This is a genomic window from Guyparkeria sp. TX1 (assembly GCF_046523965.1).
Taxonomy (GTDB): domain Bacteria; phylum Pseudomonadota; class Gammaproteobacteria; order Halothiobacillales; family Halothiobacillaceae; genus Guyparkeria.
This window is the reverse complement of the sequence record NZ_CP144142.1, coordinates 2,098,374-2,113,866: the sequence shown is the minus strand read 5'-3', so window position 1 is coordinate 2,113,866 and position 15,493 is coordinate 2,098,374. Positions and strand designations below refer to the sequence as shown.

The 15,493-nt window shown below is 65.4% G+C and carries 19 protein-coding genes and 4 tRNA genes; 18 read left to right on the top strand and 5 right to left on the bottom strand.

Annotation, left to right across the window (positions count from 1 at the left end; all coding sequences use genetic code 11):
• The first annotated feature begins 47 nt into the window (after positions 1 to 47).
• From VWP12_RS09780 to kdsB, 8 genes are all read left to right on the top strand, one after another.
• Positions 48 to 1,136 carry a 3-deoxy-7-phosphoheptulonate synthase gene (locus VWP12_RS09780; protein WP_410473968.1) on the top strand — a complete coding sequence of 363 codons (1,089 nt, stop codon included), beginning with the start codon at positions 48 to 50 and terminating at the stop codon, positions 1,134 to 1,136.
• Positions 1,129 to 2,838, top strand: coding sequence for a mucoidy inhibitor MuiA family protein (locus VWP12_RS09775; RefSeq protein WP_410473967.1), 1,710 nt, complete (start codon positions 1,129 to 1,131; stop codon positions 2,836 to 2,838). The genes VWP12_RS09780 and VWP12_RS09775 overlap by 8 nt, the downstream gene beginning before the upstream one ends.
• 100 nt (positions 2,839 to 2,938) lie before the next feature.
• Positions 2,939 to 3,571, top strand: a complete 633-nt coding sequence (locus VWP12_RS09770; protein ID WP_125199212.1) for a MotA/TolQ/ExbB proton channel family protein — start codon at positions 2,939 to 2,941, stop codon at positions 3,569 to 3,571.
• On the top strand, positions 3,568 to 3,969 hold the full coding sequence (locus VWP12_RS09765) for an ExbD/TolR family protein (protein WP_125199213.1): 402 nt from the start codon (positions 3,568 to 3,570) through the stop codon (positions 3,967 to 3,969). Before VWP12_RS09770 ends, VWP12_RS09765 begins: the two co-directional genes overlap by 4 nt.
• Entirely contained in the window at positions 3,966 to 5,762 is a 1,797-nt protein-coding gene (gene msbA, locus VWP12_RS09760) for a lipid A export permease/ATP-binding protein MsbA (protein WP_410473966.1), read from the top strand. Before VWP12_RS09765 ends, msbA begins: the two co-directional genes overlap by 4 nt.
• Positions 5,762 to 6,754 (top strand): tetraacyldisaccharide 4'-kinase, encoded by a 993-nt coding sequence (gene lpxK / locus VWP12_RS09755; protein ID WP_410473965.1) that lies wholly within the window; start codon positions 5,762 to 5,764, stop codon positions 6,752 to 6,754. The genes msbA and lpxK overlap by 1 nt, the downstream gene beginning before the upstream one ends.
• 64 nt (positions 6,755 to 6,818) lie before the next feature.
• Entirely contained in the window at positions 6,819 to 7,040 is a 222-nt protein-coding gene (locus VWP12_RS09750) for a Trm112 family protein (protein WP_125199216.1), read from the top strand.
• Positions 7,037 to 7,807 (top strand): 3-deoxy-manno-octulosonate cytidylyltransferase, encoded by a 771-nt coding sequence (gene kdsB / locus VWP12_RS09745; protein WP_410473963.1) that lies wholly within the window; start codon positions 7,037 to 7,039, stop codon positions 7,805 to 7,807. Before VWP12_RS09750 ends, kdsB begins: the two co-directional genes overlap by 4 nt.
• A 1-nt stretch (position 7,808) precedes the next feature.
• On the opposite strand, the gene VWP12_RS09740 is transcribed toward kdsB, so the two are convergent.
• Together VWP12_RS09740 and VWP12_RS09735 are read right to left on the bottom strand one after the other, a co-directional pair.
• Positions 7,809 to 8,000, bottom strand: coding sequence for a hypothetical protein (locus VWP12_RS09740; protein ID WP_410473962.1), 192 nt, complete (start codon positions 7,998 to 8,000; stop codon positions 7,809 to 7,811).
• 5 nt (positions 8,001 to 8,005) lie between these two features.
• Positions 8,006 to 8,431 (bottom strand): cupin domain-containing protein, encoded by a 426-nt coding sequence (locus VWP12_RS09735; protein WP_410473960.1) that lies wholly within the window; start codon positions 8,429 to 8,431, stop codon positions 8,006 to 8,008.
• Positions 8,432 to 8,472: 41 nt separating this feature from the next.
• On the opposite strand from VWP12_RS09735, the gene VWP12_RS09730 reads away from it, so the two are divergent.
• From VWP12_RS09730 to VWP12_RS09700, 7 genes are all read left to right on the top strand, one after another.
• Positions 8,473 to 8,829 (top strand): DUF2288 domain-containing protein, encoded by a 357-nt coding sequence (locus VWP12_RS09730; protein ID WP_410473959.1) that lies wholly within the window; start codon positions 8,473 to 8,475, stop codon positions 8,827 to 8,829.
• A gap of 468 nt (positions 8,830 to 9,297) precedes the next feature.
• The gene (locus VWP12_RS09725) at positions 9,298 to 10,395 is read left to right on the top strand and encodes an alkene reductase (protein ID WP_410473958.1); all 1,098 of its coding nucleotides are present in this window, start codon (positions 9,298 to 9,300) and stop codon (positions 10,393 to 10,395) included.
• A 76-nt stretch (positions 10,396 to 10,471) separates the two neighbouring features.
• Entirely contained in the window at positions 10,472 to 10,981 is a 510-nt protein-coding gene (locus VWP12_RS09720) for a GlcG/HbpS family heme-binding protein (RefSeq protein ID WP_410473957.1), read from the top strand.
• A gap of 262 nt (positions 10,982 to 11,243) precedes the next feature.
• Positions 11,244 to 11,319: transfer RNA gene (locus VWP12_RS09715), tRNA-Asn, on the top strand.
• Positions 11,320 to 11,321: 2 nt separating this feature from the next.
• Positions 11,322 to 11,398, top strand: a tRNA-Arg gene (locus VWP12_RS09710).
• 5 nt (positions 11,399 to 11,403) lie between these two features.
• A tRNA-Glu gene (locus VWP12_RS09705) sits at positions 11,404 to 11,479 on the top strand.
• Between the two features lie 95 nt (positions 11,480 to 11,574).
• Positions 11,575 to 11,650 (top strand) — tRNA-Glu (locus tag VWP12_RS09700).
• A gap of 75 nt (positions 11,651 to 11,725) precedes the next feature.
• On the opposite strand, the gene VWP12_RS09695 is transcribed toward VWP12_RS09700, so the two are convergent.
• Positions 11,726 to 12,007 carry a hypothetical protein gene (locus tag VWP12_RS09695; protein ID WP_410473956.1) on the bottom strand — a complete coding sequence of 94 codons (282 nt, stop codon included), beginning with the start codon at positions 12,005 to 12,007 and terminating at the stop codon, positions 11,726 to 11,728.
• A 199-nt stretch (positions 12,008 to 12,206) separates the two neighbouring features.
• On the opposite strand from VWP12_RS09695, the gene VWP12_RS09690 reads away from it, so the two are divergent.
• Together VWP12_RS09690 and ligD are read left to right on the top strand one after the other, a co-directional pair.
• Complete coding sequence (locus tag VWP12_RS09690; protein WP_410473955.1) at positions 12,207 to 12,725, top strand: DNA polymerase ligase N-terminal domain-containing protein; 519 nt, start codon at positions 12,207 to 12,209, stop codon at positions 12,723 to 12,725.
• Entirely contained in the window at positions 12,722 to 13,612 is an 891-nt protein-coding gene (ligD, locus tag VWP12_RS09685; RefSeq protein WP_410473954.1) for a non-homologous end-joining DNA ligase, read from the top strand. The genes VWP12_RS09690 and ligD overlap by 4 nt, the downstream gene beginning before the upstream one ends.
• A gap of 6 nt (positions 13,613 to 13,618) precedes the next feature.
• Here ligD and VWP12_RS09680 read toward each other — a convergent pair whose 3' ends face one another.
• Both VWP12_RS09680 and VWP12_RS09675 read right to left on the bottom strand, forming a co-directional pair.
• Complete coding sequence (locus tag VWP12_RS09680) at positions 13,619 to 14,287, bottom strand: META domain-containing protein (protein ID WP_410473953.1); 669 nt, start codon at positions 14,285 to 14,287, stop codon at positions 13,619 to 13,621.
• A 49-nt stretch (positions 14,288 to 14,336) separates the two neighbouring features.
• Positions 14,337 to 14,636, bottom strand: coding sequence for a hypothetical protein (locus VWP12_RS09675; protein ID WP_410473952.1), 300 nt, complete (start codon positions 14,634 to 14,636; stop codon positions 14,337 to 14,339).
• Between the two features lie 167 nt (positions 14,637 to 14,803).
• Between VWP12_RS09675 and VWP12_RS09670 the strand changes: the two genes are divergently transcribed.
• Positions 14,804 to 15,409: an NUDIX domain-containing protein gene (locus VWP12_RS09670; RefSeq protein ID WP_410473951.1), complete on the top strand. Its 606-nt coding sequence runs from the start codon at positions 14,804 to 14,806 to the stop codon at positions 15,407 to 15,409.
• Positions 15,410 to 15,493: the final 84 nt, after the last annotated feature.

Sequence of the window (15,493 nt, the reverse complement as noted above, 5' to 3'; positions counted from 1 at the left end):
CCCGCCCGGCCGTGCCGCCGGCGGCCACACCGAATAGTTGAGAAAAGATGACCGTACAGACCGACGACCTGCGCATCGAGGAGATCCACCAGCTGACCCCGCCCGAGGTCTTCCGGGCCGAGTACGTGCTCTCGGAACAGGGGGCGGAGACGGTCGACCACGCGCGCCGGACTATCCAGAACATTCTCGATCGTCGTGACGACCGGTTGATGGTGGTGATGGGTCCGTGTTCCATCCATGACGTCGACGCCGCGCGTGACTACGCGGCCCGGCTGCGCGAGCTGGCCGACGAGGTCAAGGACGACGTCTTCCTGGTGATGCGGGTCTATTTCGAGAAGCCGCGCACCACCGTGGGCTGGAAGGGGCTGATCAACGATCCGGATCTCGACGGCAGCTTCAACATCAACAAGGGACTGGGCGTGGCCCGTCACCTGCTGGTCGATCTGGCCGAAATGGGTGTGCCTACGGCCACCGAATACCTCGACCTGATCAGCCCGCAGTACATCTCGGACTCCATCTCCTGGGGGGCGATCGGGGCGCGGACCACCGAATCGCAGGTCCACCGTGAACTGGCTTCGGGGCTTTCCTGCCCGGTCGGCTTCAAGAACGGTACCGATGGCGGCCTGCGCGTGGCACTCGATGCGATCCGCGCCTCGGCCCGCCCGCACCACTTCCTGTCGGTGACCAAGGCGGGTCGCTCGGCGATCTTCGCCACCAGCGGCAACCCCGATTGCCACATCATTCTCCGTGGTGGGCGCAGCACCAACTACGATGCCGCGAGTGTCAGCGAGGCGCTCGAGCAGCTTCGTCAGACCGAAATGCCCGAGCGGCTGATGATCGACTTCTCTCACGCCAACAGTCAGAAGCAGCATGCCCGCCAGATCCAGGTGGCCGAGGATGTTGCCGGGCAAATCGCAGGCGGAAATGCCGGCATCGTTGGCGCGATGATCGAAAGCCACCTGATTGCCGGTCGCCAGGACGTGGTCTCCGGCAAGCCGCTGACCTACGGCCAGAGCATCACGGACGCGTGTATCGGATGGGATGACAGCCGGGCCGTTATCCATCGTCTGGCAGAGGCGGTGCGAATCCGTCGCGCTGGTGGTGGAGTACTCGACGAGTTGCCGGACCATGGCTGATCAGGCGATCGGTCGCCATCTTGTCGTCAGCGTTTGGCAACGCGCCGGTGCCGGCGTGCTGCTGGGTTGCGCCCTGCCGTTGCTGGGTTGGACGACCGTCTCGCAGGCTGCCGTCTCGCCAGAGATCGAGACGCTGATCGAGTCGGTCGATGACCATGCCATGGCCATCGAGCAACTGACGGTGGCGCCGGCCGGGGCATGGGTGGTTCGATCACTGACGGTCGAATCTCTCGAGCAACTCGATCAGGCCGAGTCGTCAGCCCTCCGCCGGGCGGCGCCCGAAGAGGGCGGTCGGCTCTGGATCGGCGGCTTGCCGGCGGACCTCGACGGCGACTCCCTGCGCGTGGCCGGGCCGGTGGTCGATAGCGAGGCCGGCGTTCGTCTCGAGCGTGAGATCACACGTGAGACACCGCGTTATCAGCGCCTGTTTAACCGCCTGAAAGAGGTGCAGGCCGAGGCCCGCGGGCTGGCGGTCGAGTTGGAAGAGAACACGTTGCGCCGCCGGATCGCCCGCGATCAACTGGCGGCCTTGTCGCCCACCGGTGAGGATCTCGCCGGGCTGTGGCGTGATAACGGCCCGGTGGATGAGTTGATGTCGCGACTGACCGACGAGCGTCGAGTGCTGCTCGATCGTCAGGCGTCGTTTGACGAGGATATCGACGCGTTGCGCACCGCTCTCGACGAGTTGGCCGGGCAGGCGCCCGGTTGGCGGATCGAGGTGGCGCTCGATCAAGCCGATCTCGAGCCGGGCGATGAGGCATTGCGCCTGGAGTATCGTGTCGAGAACGCGGGCTGGGAGCCGATCTACCGGGCGCGGCTCGATACCACCGAGCAGCTGGTGGATTGGCGTATGACCGCCCGGGTGCACCAGCAGACGGGCGAGGATTGGCCGGCCGTGCCGATGACCCTGGTCACCAGTGATCAGCGCCGTTTCTACCCCGTGCCGGAGCTCTCGCCGTTGACCATCGGGTTTATCGACCCGGACGAGGGTGCGCCGATTCGACCGATGGCCCAGAGCTCGCTGATGCGGGCCGACGCGGCCGGCCTTGCCGAGGCGGGACGCGTCGAAGACGAGACCGGCTTTGCCACGCGCATCGCCGTGAACAAGCCGGCGGCGATTCCCAGCGGCGAGGGCGGGGTGAGCCTGGTAGTGCTGGAACAGCCGCTCGACGCCGAGATCTCGTTGCGGGTCGCCCCGCAAACCGATCGAGATGCGGTGGTGGTCGGCCGCTTCGTCCCCAATATCGTCAATCCATTGCCGGCCGGTCAGTGGGAAGTCCACCGGGACGGCCAGCAACAGTCGAGCCTCTCCCGGCCAGCCCTCAAGCCCGACGAGCCGGTCGAGCTGAGCTTCGGCGTCGACCCCCGGCTGGTCGTCGACTACCAGGCCCCGCCGGACGAGCGAGCGGGTCATGGGCTAATCGGCAAGTTCCACCAGATCGAACGCCGCCGTGAGGTCACTGTCACCAGCCGGCACCAGGCGGCCGTGCCGGTGGTGGTGCTGATGCGGATGCCCACACCGCTGGATGCCGATATCGTGGTGGAGCCGCTGGCGGAAACCGACACGCCGGCCGAACGACAGTTCGACGACCAGAAGGGGGTCTGGGCCTACGAGCGCAAGCTGGCGCCCGACGAGCCCTGGCAAATCGATTTCGGCTACCGAGTGCGTTGGCCCGAAGGCAAGCAGATCTCGCCGTTCTGACGTACCCGACATGACCGGCCCGTGTCGATGCGTCGGCGGATCGGGTCGGTTCGCTATTACCGACTAAACCTCAATCCACGGAAAAGGACCCACCACGAACATGCTTGATCTCGTTCTGGCCGGCGGCGGCATGATGCTGCCCATCATCATCGCCTCTGTGATCGCCATGGCGATCATCTTCGAGCGTCTCTACACCCTGCGCCGCGGGCGCATTATGGGCGGCGACCCGGTCGGAATGGTCCGCTCCTGGCAAGGCCACGGCGGCATCACGGCAGCGCGGCTCGACGAGCTGAGTCGGGTGTCGCCGCTGGGCCGCATCCTCGCAGAGGGTCTGGCCGGGAGCCATTCGGCCGAGAGCATGCGTGTGCGCATCGAGGATGCCGGCCGGCATGTCGCCCACCAGATGGAGCGCTATCTCAACACGCTGGGCACAATCGCGTTGATCGCCCCGCTGCTCGGTCTGCTCGGGACGGTGATCGGCATTATCGATGTGTTCCAGGCAATTACTTCCCACAGCGGGGCCGGCGCGGTCGCCCCGGAGCTGCTGGCCGGCGGCATCGCCAAGGCCCTGATCACCACCGCTGCCGGCATCATGGTCGCGGTGCCGGCCTTCATCTTCCACCGCTATTTCCGTGGCCTGATCGACGAGCTGGTGATCGACATGGAAGCCGAGGCGATTCGCCTGGTCGACATGATCCACCCGGCGGGGATGGGCCGGAGGCAGGCGGCATGAATTTCCGTCAGCGACCGCGCGAACCGCTCGAACTCAACCTGATTCCGTTGATTGACGTGGTCTTCATGCTGTTGATCTTCTTCATGCTGACCACGACGTTCGTCCACGACCGCACTCTCAAGGTGGACTTGCCGGTGTCCGAATCGGGCAGCAGCGAACGCGCCGAACTGAAGAATCACGTCATCGAACTCGATGCCCGCGGTGAGATCGCCATCGACGGCACACGCGTCTCCGAGCAGGACTTGCCGCGTGTGCTGGCCGAGATTGCCAATGACGGTCGACCGGTGGTGCTTTGGGCGGATGCCAACGTGGTCAACCAGCGGGTGGTGACGGTGCTTGATCAGGCCCGTCGCGCCGGCGTCGAGAAGATCGGCATGGGGACGACACCGCCACGATGAATCCCGATTCGCTGAATCAGAGAGCTCACGCCGCGGCCGGCTGGGAAACCTACCGGCGTCTGCTCAACTACACCTGGCGTTACATGCGGGTGCTGGTGACTGCGATCATCGGCATGGTGGTCGCGGGGCTCTCCGAGGTGGGTTTTGCCGCGCTGATGAAGCCGCTGCTCGACGGCAGCTTCGTCGAGCGCGACCCGACCCTGGTCACCTGGATGCCGCTGGCCTTGTTGGGGGTGTTCGTCTTCCGGGTGATCGGCGAATTCGCCTCGAATTACGGCATGGCCTGGGTGGGGCGCTCGGTGATCCGTGATCTGCGCCACGATACCTTCGCCCAGGTATTGCACCTCCCGCCGCGCTACTTCGACCGGGTGCCGTCGACCGAGGTGCTCACCCGGCTGAACTACCAGAGCGAGCAGGTTTCCGAGGCCGCCTCCAAGGCGCTCACCATCCTGATCCGCGACAGCGTGACCGTGATCGGGCTGCTGGTGTGGATGCTGTATCTCTCCTGGCAGCTGACGCTGTTCATCCTGGTCCTGCTACCCATCCTGGTGGGCATGGTGGCCGGTATCTCGCGCGCCTTCCGTCGTTACGCCCGGCGCATCCAGGAGTCGATGGGCAAGGTCTCGCACGTTGCCGAGGAGACGATCAGCGGCCATCGCGTGGTCAAGCTCTACGGGGGCGAGGACTACGAGAGCGCCCGCTTCGATCGCCAGAACCAGTACAACTTCCGTGCCTTCATGAAGATGCAGGCGGTGCAGGCCGCTTCGTCCCCCTTGACCCAGTTCGTGCTCGCCATCGGCGTAGCCGGCGTGGTCTGGTTCGCCACCAGCGGCGATCGCATGGACGACATCACGGTCGGCACCTTCGTCTCGTTCATCACCGCGCTGGCGATGACGCTTGCGCCGGCCAAGCGCCTGATCAACCTCAACGCCATCATCCAGAAGGGCATCGCCGCCGGCGAGAGCCTGTTTGCCTTGCTCGACGAGCCGCGGGAATCCGAATCGGGCACCCGGTCGGTCGACCGGGTGACGGGCCGGATCGCGATGGAGGATGTCTGGTTGAGCTACCGTGAGCCGGCCCCGGCCGAGCGGAATGACCCCGATTGGGTGTTGCGCGGCGTGTCACTCGAGATCACTGCGGGCGAGACCGTGGCCTTCGTCGGTCAATCCGGGGCGGGCAAGTCGAGCCTGATGGGGGCCTTGCCGCGTTTCGTCGAGATTCAGCAGGGCGCGATTCGGTTGGACGAGTATCGCCACGACGAGCTGCCGCTGGCCGACCTGCGTCGACAGTTCGCCTACGTCTCGCAGGAGACCGTGCTGTTTAACACCACCATCGCGGCGAACATCGGTTATGCCGACGGGTCGGACTTCGACATGGACCGGGTGCGCGAGGCGGCCAAGGCCGCGTTTGCCGAGGAGTTCATCGACCAACTGGCCGAGGGCTTCGAGACCAACATCGGCGAGAACGGGGTGCTGCTCTCCGGCGGCCAGCGTCAACGGATCGCGATTGCCCGGGCGCTGTACCGCGATGCCCCGATCCTGCTGCTCGACGAGGCCACCTCGGCGCTCGATACCCGTTCGGAAGGCTTTATCCAGCGGGCGCTCGAAAACCTCACCCGCGGGCGGACCACGCTGGTCATTGCCCACCGCCTGTCGACCATCGAGCACGCCGATCGCATCGTGGTCATGGAGGGTGGCCGGATCGTCGAGCAGGGACGTCACGACGAACTGCTGGCCGCCGATGGCGCCTATGCCGGCCTGTACCGGCTGCAATTCGCCGATCAGACCGACTGATGCGTTACCCCGATTTCTGGCAACGACGCGGCCTGCTGGCCCGGGCGCTCTGGCCCCTGGGTCGGATGGTCTGTGCCGAGGCCGCCCGACGACGTCGTCGGGCGTCTGGCCGGGTCCCGGAATGCCCGGTGATCGTGGTCGGCAACTTGACGGTCGGCGGCACGGGCAAGACACCGGTGGTAATCGCGCTGGTCGAAGCATTGCGTGCCGCGGGCCACACCCCCGGCGTGATCAGTCGAGGGTTCGGCGTGAAGGTGGGTATCGAGCCGGTCGATCTTGCCGAGGCAGTCGATCCGTCGAGCTGTGGGGACGAGCCCTGGCTGATCCATCGACGGACCCACGCACCAGTGGTGGTTCACCCGTACCGACGCGAGGCCGCCCGACAGTTAAAGGCCCGCTACCCGGAGGTCGACGTGATCGTCAGCGATGACGGGCTGCAGCACCACCGGTTGGCGCGCACGATCGAATGGGTGGTGGTCGATGGCCAGCGCGGGCTCGGAAACCGCTGGTGCCTGCCTGCCGGCCCGTTGCGCGAATCACCCGCGGTGCTCGACGAGGTCGATGCGGTGCTGGTCAACGGAGACGAGCCGTCCCATCATGGGGCGGGCACACGCGGGGTACCCGCCTGGCGAATCGATTTCCGCCCGCAGGGCCTGGTCGACCTGTTCGATCGTACCGAACGCCCGATCACGGACCTGGCCGGGCAAGCGTTCATCGCGCTCGCCGGCATCGGCAACCCGGCACGTTTCTTCGGCATGCTCGAGGCGCAGGGGGCGGTGATCGAGACCCATCCGCTGGATGATCACGCCGCGCCGACTGGGGCGCAGGCCCGCGCGTGGCTGGCCGATGGCCGCCCGGTTGTCATGACGGAGAAGGATGCGGTCAAATGGCCCGAGATACCAACGCGCGCCGGGCAAGTGCTGGTCGTGCGGGGCGGCGTCGATCTGCCGCCGGCGCTGCTCGAGAATACCCTGAAAAGGCTGCAATCATGATGTCCCCGGTGCGACCGGCTGCACGTCGGCACCGCCCCGACCACTCCACAAGGTGAAACCGTCGATGGACAAGAAGCTGCTCGATATCCTGGTGTGTCCCGTGACCAAGGGGCCGCTGATCTACGACAAGCCGAACGGCGAGCTGATCTCGCTTTCGGCCCATCTTGCTTACCCGATCCGTGACGGCATCCCCGTGATGCTTGAGGACGAGGCCCGCCGGCTGTCCGATGAGGAATACCAGGCCTGGCGCAAGAAACATCCGGCCAATGGAGAGACGGGCTCATGATGGCCGAGAACGACTGGATCATCATCCCGGCGCGGCATGACTCCAGCCGCCTGCCGGGCAAGCCGCTGGCGGACATCGGTGGTCGACCGATGATCCACTGGGTCTACGAGCGCGCCGTGGCGGCCGGTGGCGAAAACGTGGTCATCGCCACCGACGACGAACGCATCCAGGAGGCCTCGAGTGAGATTGGCGCGCGTGCCGTGTTGACCAGCGAGGGCCATGAGTCAGGCACCGACCGGTTGGCCGAGGTGATCGATCACCTCGAGCTTCCCGACGACACGGTAGTGGTGAACCTGCAGGGTGACGAGCCGATGATGCCTCCCGTCCTACTCGCTCAGGTGGCCAATTTGTTGCGTGCCAAGCCCGAGGCGGCAATGGCGACCTTGATGGTGCCGATCACCGGGCGCGACGAGTTCCTCTCGCCCGACGCGGTCAAGGTGGTCGCCAACGAGCGCGCCGAGGCGATGTACTTCTCGCGCGCGCCGATACCGTTTCATCGCGATGGGGTGCCCGAATCGGGCGAGGCGGGCCTGTTCGGTTTCCGTCACTTGGGCTTGTACGCCTACCGGGCCGGGTTCCTGCGGCGCTTCGTTGCGACGGGTAGCCCGGAGATCGAGCGACTGGAAAAGCTTGAGCAGCTGCGCGCCCTGTCGATGGGTGAGACCATCGCCATCGAGATTGCCGAGGTCACGCCACCTGCCGGGGTGGATACTCAGGCAGATCTCGAGCGGGTACGTCGGTTGATGGCCGAGGACGGGGCGGGCTGAGTCAGTCGGCCGACTCGTCGTCAGCCGGCTTGGCGCGGGGCGACTTGCGTTTGAGATAGATGAAGCCGGCTATGCCCCAGCCGACCAGGAACAGCACGCCGGCGCCGTGACCCAGCCAGAGGGTGGCGGCCATGATGCTGCCCAGAACCAGGGTGATGATCAGGAATTCGAGTGTGCTGCGCTGGATGACCATGTCGTTCAGGTGGTGCCGTCGCTGGAGTCGGGGGTGTCGAGGAATTCGGTATCCTCGTCGGAATAGGCCGGTTGGCAAATGCACAGCAGCCGCAGCGGGACGTCGCTTCGGGTCTCGATCCGGTGCGGCTGGCCGGGAGCGATGCGGATGATATCACCCGGCACCACCGCCAGACGTTCGCCGCCGAGTTCCAGCACGCCCGCGCCGTCGAGGATCTGGTAGACCTCCTCGGCGACCGGGTGGCGGTGCAGTCGGGTCGACTGTCCCGGTTCCACGGTCGCCTCGGCCACGCTTAGGCGCTCGACGGCGTGACGGGATGGATGCAGCAGCTCGCGCACGGCCGAGCCGTCGGGAGCCGTGATCGGCTCGACGCGGCTGCGGTGGTTGAGGTAGCTCGAGCGGTCAGGCTCCGAACGCCGGCGCTTTGCCATCGCTGGCTCTCCTTTCCGAATACATTGAACAAGGGCAGATCATGACAGAAATCTCCTCCAATCTCCCCGAGACCGGGCCGGAGTCGCTCGACGACGAAACGCTCTACGCGGAGCTCGTCGGACAAACCGCCCGGATCGAGTGGGCGGAGCTCGAACGCTTCTTCGCCAAGGGGCAAATCCTGAAGATTGCGCCGACGCTGGATCTAGTCGACGTCGCCATGGCGATGGTCCGGGACCGCGCCGAATCGGTCGGTGCCTGGCAGGAGGCCGGTGAGATCGAGGCCCTCGACACCGACACCGCGCGACGTTGGGCGGCGGGCGAGTCGACCCTGTGGGCCGTGGTCACTCCGCCGTGGATCCTGGTTCAGGAGGCAGATGGGGCGCCTACTCGGCACTGAGGCGTTCTATCCGATTGGCATTCGACGGCCATGTGGACTACAAGTTAGCCGGCTAAGGAAACTCTGCGCGGTTCGATGACGTCTCTGCGGAACCTCCAAGGGCTGAGATGCAAGGCGCAGTCCGCCGTGAAGGGCCGTCGCCCTTTACAAGGACTGGACCGGATCGGCACGACGCCGATCCGGCCGGCGCGAGCCGGCCCGAAGGGCGGGGTTCACGGACGAACCCCGCGACGCCGCAGATGGGCCCTTGGAGGTCCGCCCGGACGGGGCTTGCGGGTTTCTCCGCACTCGACGTTGCCGTCCCTCGACGGGCAACGAGCCCGTCTTCGGTCCGGCGCCGGGAAAAGCGAACAAACCCGCGAGCCAGAGATGCCATCGAACCGTGCAGGGTTTCCTAAACAAATTCTTTTGCCGGCCCCGGATTCGATTACGTGCCGGTGTCGGCGGTCATAACGTCTTCGAGGTTCCATGAGTCAGGATTCCGTGTTGCTTACCCCGGTCACCCTTGGTGGCCTGTCCCTGCCCAACCGCGTCATCATGGCGCCGCTTACCCGTTGTCGGGCAACCGTGCCGGGTAATGTCCCCAACGAGATGATGCGCACCTACTACCGGCAACGTGCCGGGGCCGGTCTGATCATCAACGAGGCCACCCAGGTCGTTCCGGAAGGGCAGGGGTATCCGGCCACGCCCGGCATCCACAGCGACGAGCAGCAGGCCGGCTGGGAGATGATTACCCGGGCCGTGCATGACGCGGGCGGGCGCATCGTCCTGCAGCTCTGGCACGTCGGTCGGGTCTCGCACTCGGACTTCCAGCCCGGCAACAAGCTGCCGGTGGCGCCGTCGGCAATCGCTATCGACGGCGAGGGTTACGTGCCATCGGGTGAGAAGAAACCCTTCGAGACGCCGCGTGCACTGGAAACCGAGGAAATTCCCGAATTGGTCGAGGCCTACGCCCGGGCGACCGAGCGTGCGCTGGCCGCCGGTTTCGACGGGGTGGAGGTCCATGCGGCCAACGGGTATCTGATCGACGAGTTCCTGCGTGACGGCACCAACAAGCGCACCGATCGTTACGGCGGCTCGCTGGAAAATCGCATGCGCCTGTTGCGCGAGGTGCTCTCGGCAGTGATCCGGGTCGCGGGCGCCGAGCGCACCGGCGTACGCATCTCGCCGTTGCAGCCGTTCAACGGCATGTACGACAGCGATCCCTGGGGCACCTTCTCCTACGTGGTGCGCGAGCTCAATGCCTTCGGACTGGCCTACCTGCACATTGCCGGGATGGGCGAGGACGCCCCAGGCGAGGCGGGTCCCGCCTTTGATCTCGCCGATCTCGTGCCGCTGTTCGACGGGGCGGTGATCCGCAACTACCAGTACGACCAGTCACGCGCCGAGCGTGACGTCGAGCAGGGTCACGCCGCGGCCGTGGCCTTCGGGGTGCCATTTATCGCCAACCCGGACCTGCTCGAGCGTTTCCGCCGTGATGCGCCGCTCAATGAACCCGACACCTCGACCTTCTACGGTGGAGGAGAAAAGGGGTATATCGATTACCCCACCCTGGATCAGGCGTAAGCCGATCCGAAAGAAGATCGGGCCGACAGAGCCCGAAACGACAACAACCACCAGACCAACGCAAGAGGGGATTCCCATGCAATTCACGAAGAACGCGATTCGTCATGCGGTAGTCGCGACCGGGCTCGCCCTGGCCGGCAATGCCGCCGTGGCCGCTTCCGACCAGCCGGCGACCATCAGTGTCGACCGCCTGTCGATGGAGATGGCCCTGAAGGCCGCCCAGGCCACGATGGAGGCCTGCCGTGACGAGGGCATCCAGGTTGGCGTGACGGTGGTCGACCGTGGCGGTAACGAGCAGGTCGTGCTGCGCGACGTGCTTGCCCCGGACCTGACGCTGCGCATCTCCAAGCTCAAGGCCTACACCGCCATGTCGTTCAACTCGGCCACCTCGGCGATCGAGGATCGCGGTGCCGGCGCCCTGGGTCACGTGCCGGGCCTGATGTTCGGTGCCGGTGGCGTGACCATTGAGGCCGGCGGCAAGACCTATGGCGCGATCGGCGTCTCGGGCGCGCCGTCCGGCGAGACCGACGAGATGTGCGCGCGCAAGGGCGCCGAAGCGGTGGCCATGGAACTCGAGTTCCTCTGATCAGCCTGCCGATAGCCACGCCATCACGTGGTGTGTGACGTCCTGCTGGCCCGGCATCGCCGGGCCTTTTTCGTTTGACTCGTTGGGCGAGTGGCACCGCGGCCGGTGAGCGAGGGCTTCATTGCCGAGCTACCCGCGCCTGCCTGGGCCGCGTATCAAGGGCTTAGCCCGGCAGGGCGCTCATGGCCGCATTTTTATGGCCCCGGGTGTTGACGCATCCCGGGTGGATCATTAATATGCCGCCCCACGTCGAGAGACGTATTCCCCGATAGCTCAGTTGGTAGAGCAAGTGACTGTTAATCACTGGGTCGCTGGTTCGAGTCCAGCTCGGGGAGCCAAAGCGCCCGTAGCTCAGTTGGATAGAGCGTCTGGCTACGAACCAGAAGGTCGGGAGTTCGAATCTTCCCGGGCGCGCCAATCAGGTCCCCATCGTCTAGAGGCCTAGGACACCGCCCTTTCACGGCGGTAACAGGGGTTCGAATCCCCTTGGGGACGCCATATGGTCGGGCAGTGCGTGTCACGCGTGCTGCCCTACTTGTTGGTCACCTTGAAACGTGATCAATTGGTCGGGTAGGCTCCGACCTTTCAACTAGGTCCCCATCGTCTAGAGGCCTAGGACACCGCCCTTTCACGGCGGTAACAGGGGTTCGAATCCCCTTGGGGACGCCACACAACGAAAAAGCCCGCGCGGGTTTACCGCGCGGGCTTTTTCGTTTCCTGGGTTTTTCTTTTCCGGGGTTTGGATCAGCGGCCGCCGCCTACCCCGGGGTTGCCGCCACCCACGCCGGCACCGGCCCCCGGGCCACCAGTCGTCGGTGAGCCGTCCAGCTTGCCGTAGGCGCCCTGGTCCATCACGCCGAGCATTTCGTCTTCGCCCGGGGTGTCCTCGCTCTGTTCCAGATTCTCGTCGTGGTATTGCATCAGCAGGTCGTCTTCCGGAGTGGCCCAGGGGTTGGCGTGTCCGGCATGGGCGGCACCGGTCACCAGGAAAGTCCCAAGAAGGGTGGTAAGGAGGGTTGATCGCATGGGAAAACCTCGTCGATCTAGATATGGCTTTGCCGCCCGTGAACAGGCGAACTAAATGGTCCGACCCATAAACAAATAAATTGTTCCATAAGATAAGCACATAGCGTGGGTATCGAAACCGGCTCGGCAGTCGGCGATGAGGACTGCTTTACTCGATGCGGCCAATGCGAACGTCCACCATCGAGAGGGGTGCCATGCCATGGGCACACGTACCGAAGACAAGCCGCGCGACTTCGTCATCCAGTGGCATGACGCGAGCCAGCGCCATTTCGATGTGCGTCTGGAGGTCGATGGGGTGCTCAAGTCCTGGGCCGTGCCCAAGGGGCCGTCGACCGATCCGTCCGAAAAGCGTCTGGCCATCGAGGTCGAGGATCACGCGCTCGACTACGCCGATTTCGAGGGCGTGATCCCGGAGGGCGATTACGGCGCGGGAACGGTGATGGTCTGGGATCGCGGTACGTACCGAAACCTCGACGAAGGGCAATCGGTGGCCGACGGGCTCAGGCAGGGCCTGATCGAGGTGTGGCTCGACGGCGAGAAGATCCATGGCGGTTACGCGTTCAAGCGCATTCAAGGCGGTGACAAGCCGCAGTGGTTGCTGATCAAGATGCGTGACGAGGCGGCGGATGCCCGCCGCAACCCGGTGTCCACCGAGACGCGCTCGGTCAAGAGCGACCGGACGGCGGACGAGATTCGGCAGCAAGAGATGTCGGCATGACTGCGCCGAGCGAAGTTTCCCGCCCTGACAAGATCCTCTATCCCGATGCGGGATGGACCAAGGCGGACATCGTGGGCTATTACCGTCGGGTGGCTGAGTACATGCTGCCGCACCTCGAAGGCCGCCCGCTGACATTGCACCGCTTCCCCGATGGCATCGACCGCGACGGGTTCTTTCAACAGGCACGGGCCGAGCATTTCGGCGATCGGGTCGGTAGCCTGCGGATCCGTCACGACGAGCCGATCGGATCGGTCGAGCACATGCTCTGCGAGGATGCGGATTGCCTAGCCTTTCTCGCCAACCAGGGAACACTCACCTTCCACCGCTGGGCAGCCCGACGCGGGACGATCGGCCGGCCGGACCTGATGATCTTCGATCTCGACCCGCCCGACGGCGACATGGGATTGCTGAAACGCGCCGCACGACGGGTTGCCGCGCTCATGCGCGACTGCCAGCTCTCGCCGTTCGTGATGACCACCGGCTCCTCCGGCCTGCACGTGGTCGCGCCACTTGAGCCCCGCTCGGATTTCGATGCGGTACGCGATCTGGCCGCGCGGATAGCCGCGCGCCTGGTTGCCGAGCATCCTGACGAGCTCACCACCGAGCAGCGTATCGAGGCCCGCAACGGGCGCCTGTATCTCGACGTGATGCGCAATGCCTTCGGCCAGACGGCCGTGGCACCGTATTCCCTTCGGGCCCGACCCGGCGCGCCCGTGGCCACACCACTCGATTGGGTCGAACTCGACAAGGGTGACTTGCGTCCGGACGGCTACACGCTCGAGAACCTCTTCCGCCGCCTGGGCCAAAAAGGCGATCCCTGGGCGCGGATGTTCGAGCAGGCGATCGACCTGCCCGAGGCCCGGAAGGCGTTTGATGCAGTGAAGTGAGCCCGATCAGTCGTTGATCGAATGGGCGTCGGGGGGCGGGACCTGCTGGCATTCGCGGGTCTCGCCGTCACGCGTGAAGCGGCCTTCGGTGCCCTTGCCCCAGAACGTCATCTCGCCGTCTTCGTCACGGTAGCGCGAGCCCGACGCGCTTTCCTCGCGCTGCATCAAGACGGTCTCGTCATCCACGCTGAGTCGGATCTGGCCACGACGGATGACGTCGAAGACTACTGATTGGCCTTGGCAGTCGAAATGGTAGGTCCGCGTGATCGGCTCGAGCATCATCGCCAGCGTGCGTCCCTGCGCGTTGCGCAACAGCAGACGCTCGCCGTCGGTGTCCCACTCCCGGGTGTGCTCGAGTGCCTGGAGAAAGGCTGCTTCCTGCTCCATTTGCGAGTCCGAGCAGCTCTTGCGCGTGACGGCGATCTCGCCATAGCCGTCATCGCTAAGCGGGCGCTGATACTGGTTACAGCCGGCAACCCCGCTGATATTTCCCTCGGTGTCGACCACCAGGTCGGTGATGGACGGGTCGATACTGTCCAGCCCGGCGACGTTCGCCAGGCGCCAGTGCGTGTCGCTCGGCGGGGTGGGCGCGGCTTGCGCCATTGGGGCGAGCAGAACGGCCGCGAGGCCGAAGGCGAGGGCGCGAGCGCCGCGCGTCGAAACGACATTTCCCATGGGGCGTGACTCCTTGTCGGGCAGTAAGTGGGTGTGGGCGGGAATGGAACTAGCCCTGCTGCGACTGGATGAAATCGTTCAGGGCGATGGCCGTTTCTCGGGGCAGTTGCCGCTGCAAATCGGGATGCAGCCCGCGGCCGGACTCCCCGGTGATCGGCTGGGTCCAGGTCGGCTGGGTCATCGAGCGGGGGCGGCCGAGGTAATCGACCTGAAAGGCATCGGCGCTGCCCTCGGCGCGCATGATCAGCGCCGGCGGCTCGTCGTGGATCTCGATAACCGTGCCGCGCTGGTCGCCGATCTGAATTTCGCGCCCGATCAGGGGTTCGAGCAGGGTGAGGATCGTATTCATGGCATCCGTCGGCCGGGCGAGCGTGCTCGCCGAAATGTAGGCTAGTCTTGAGATTCTGGATAATCCACCCGTCTGCCGAGCAGCGTTCGCGTAAGCCGCCTGTCGGCGGTTCGGACAGGTTGTCTCCAGCCTGATTAATCCGAGGATGGTAGCAGGAGCCACCACCAATGCGTTTTGACCTGTTGGCCAATGAGACCCTGTACCGGGGTTTTTTCTCCCTGCAGCGTTACCGGCTGCGCTTCGAATACTTCGATGGCAGCTGGTCGGAGCCGATCGAGCGCGAGATTTTCGAGCGTGGCCACGCGGTTGCCGTGCTGCCCTACGACCCCGAGCGTGGCGAGGTGGTGCTGATCGAGCAGTTCCGTCCCGGGGCGCTCGATGCCCCGGCCGGTCCGTGGTTGGCCGAGATCGTCGCCGGCATGATCGAGCCGGGCGAGTCGGCCGAGGACGTCGCCCGCCGCGAATCGGACGAGGAGGCCGGGCTCGCGATCGACGAGTTGTATCCGCTGACCCGGTATTGGGTCAGCCCGGGCGGTAGCACCGAGAGCATCTACCTGTTCTTGGCGTGTGTGAATACCGCGCAGATCGATCGCGATGGCGATGGCTTGGTCGATGGACGGTTCGGTCTCGACCACGAGCACGAGGACATCCGGGTGCGGGTGGTGCCGATCGAGCAGGCGCTGGCCGACGTCGAGGGCGGGCGGATCGTGGCCGCCGCACCGGTGATCGCCTTGCTCTGGCTCGACCGGTTGCGGTTGCAGGGAAAGCTGTGAGGCGTCATTGGGCCGAAGGAGAGCGCCGGATTTGATAGAATCCCGCGTCTTCGATTCATTGCGATCGGCCGGTTGGGCCGGCTC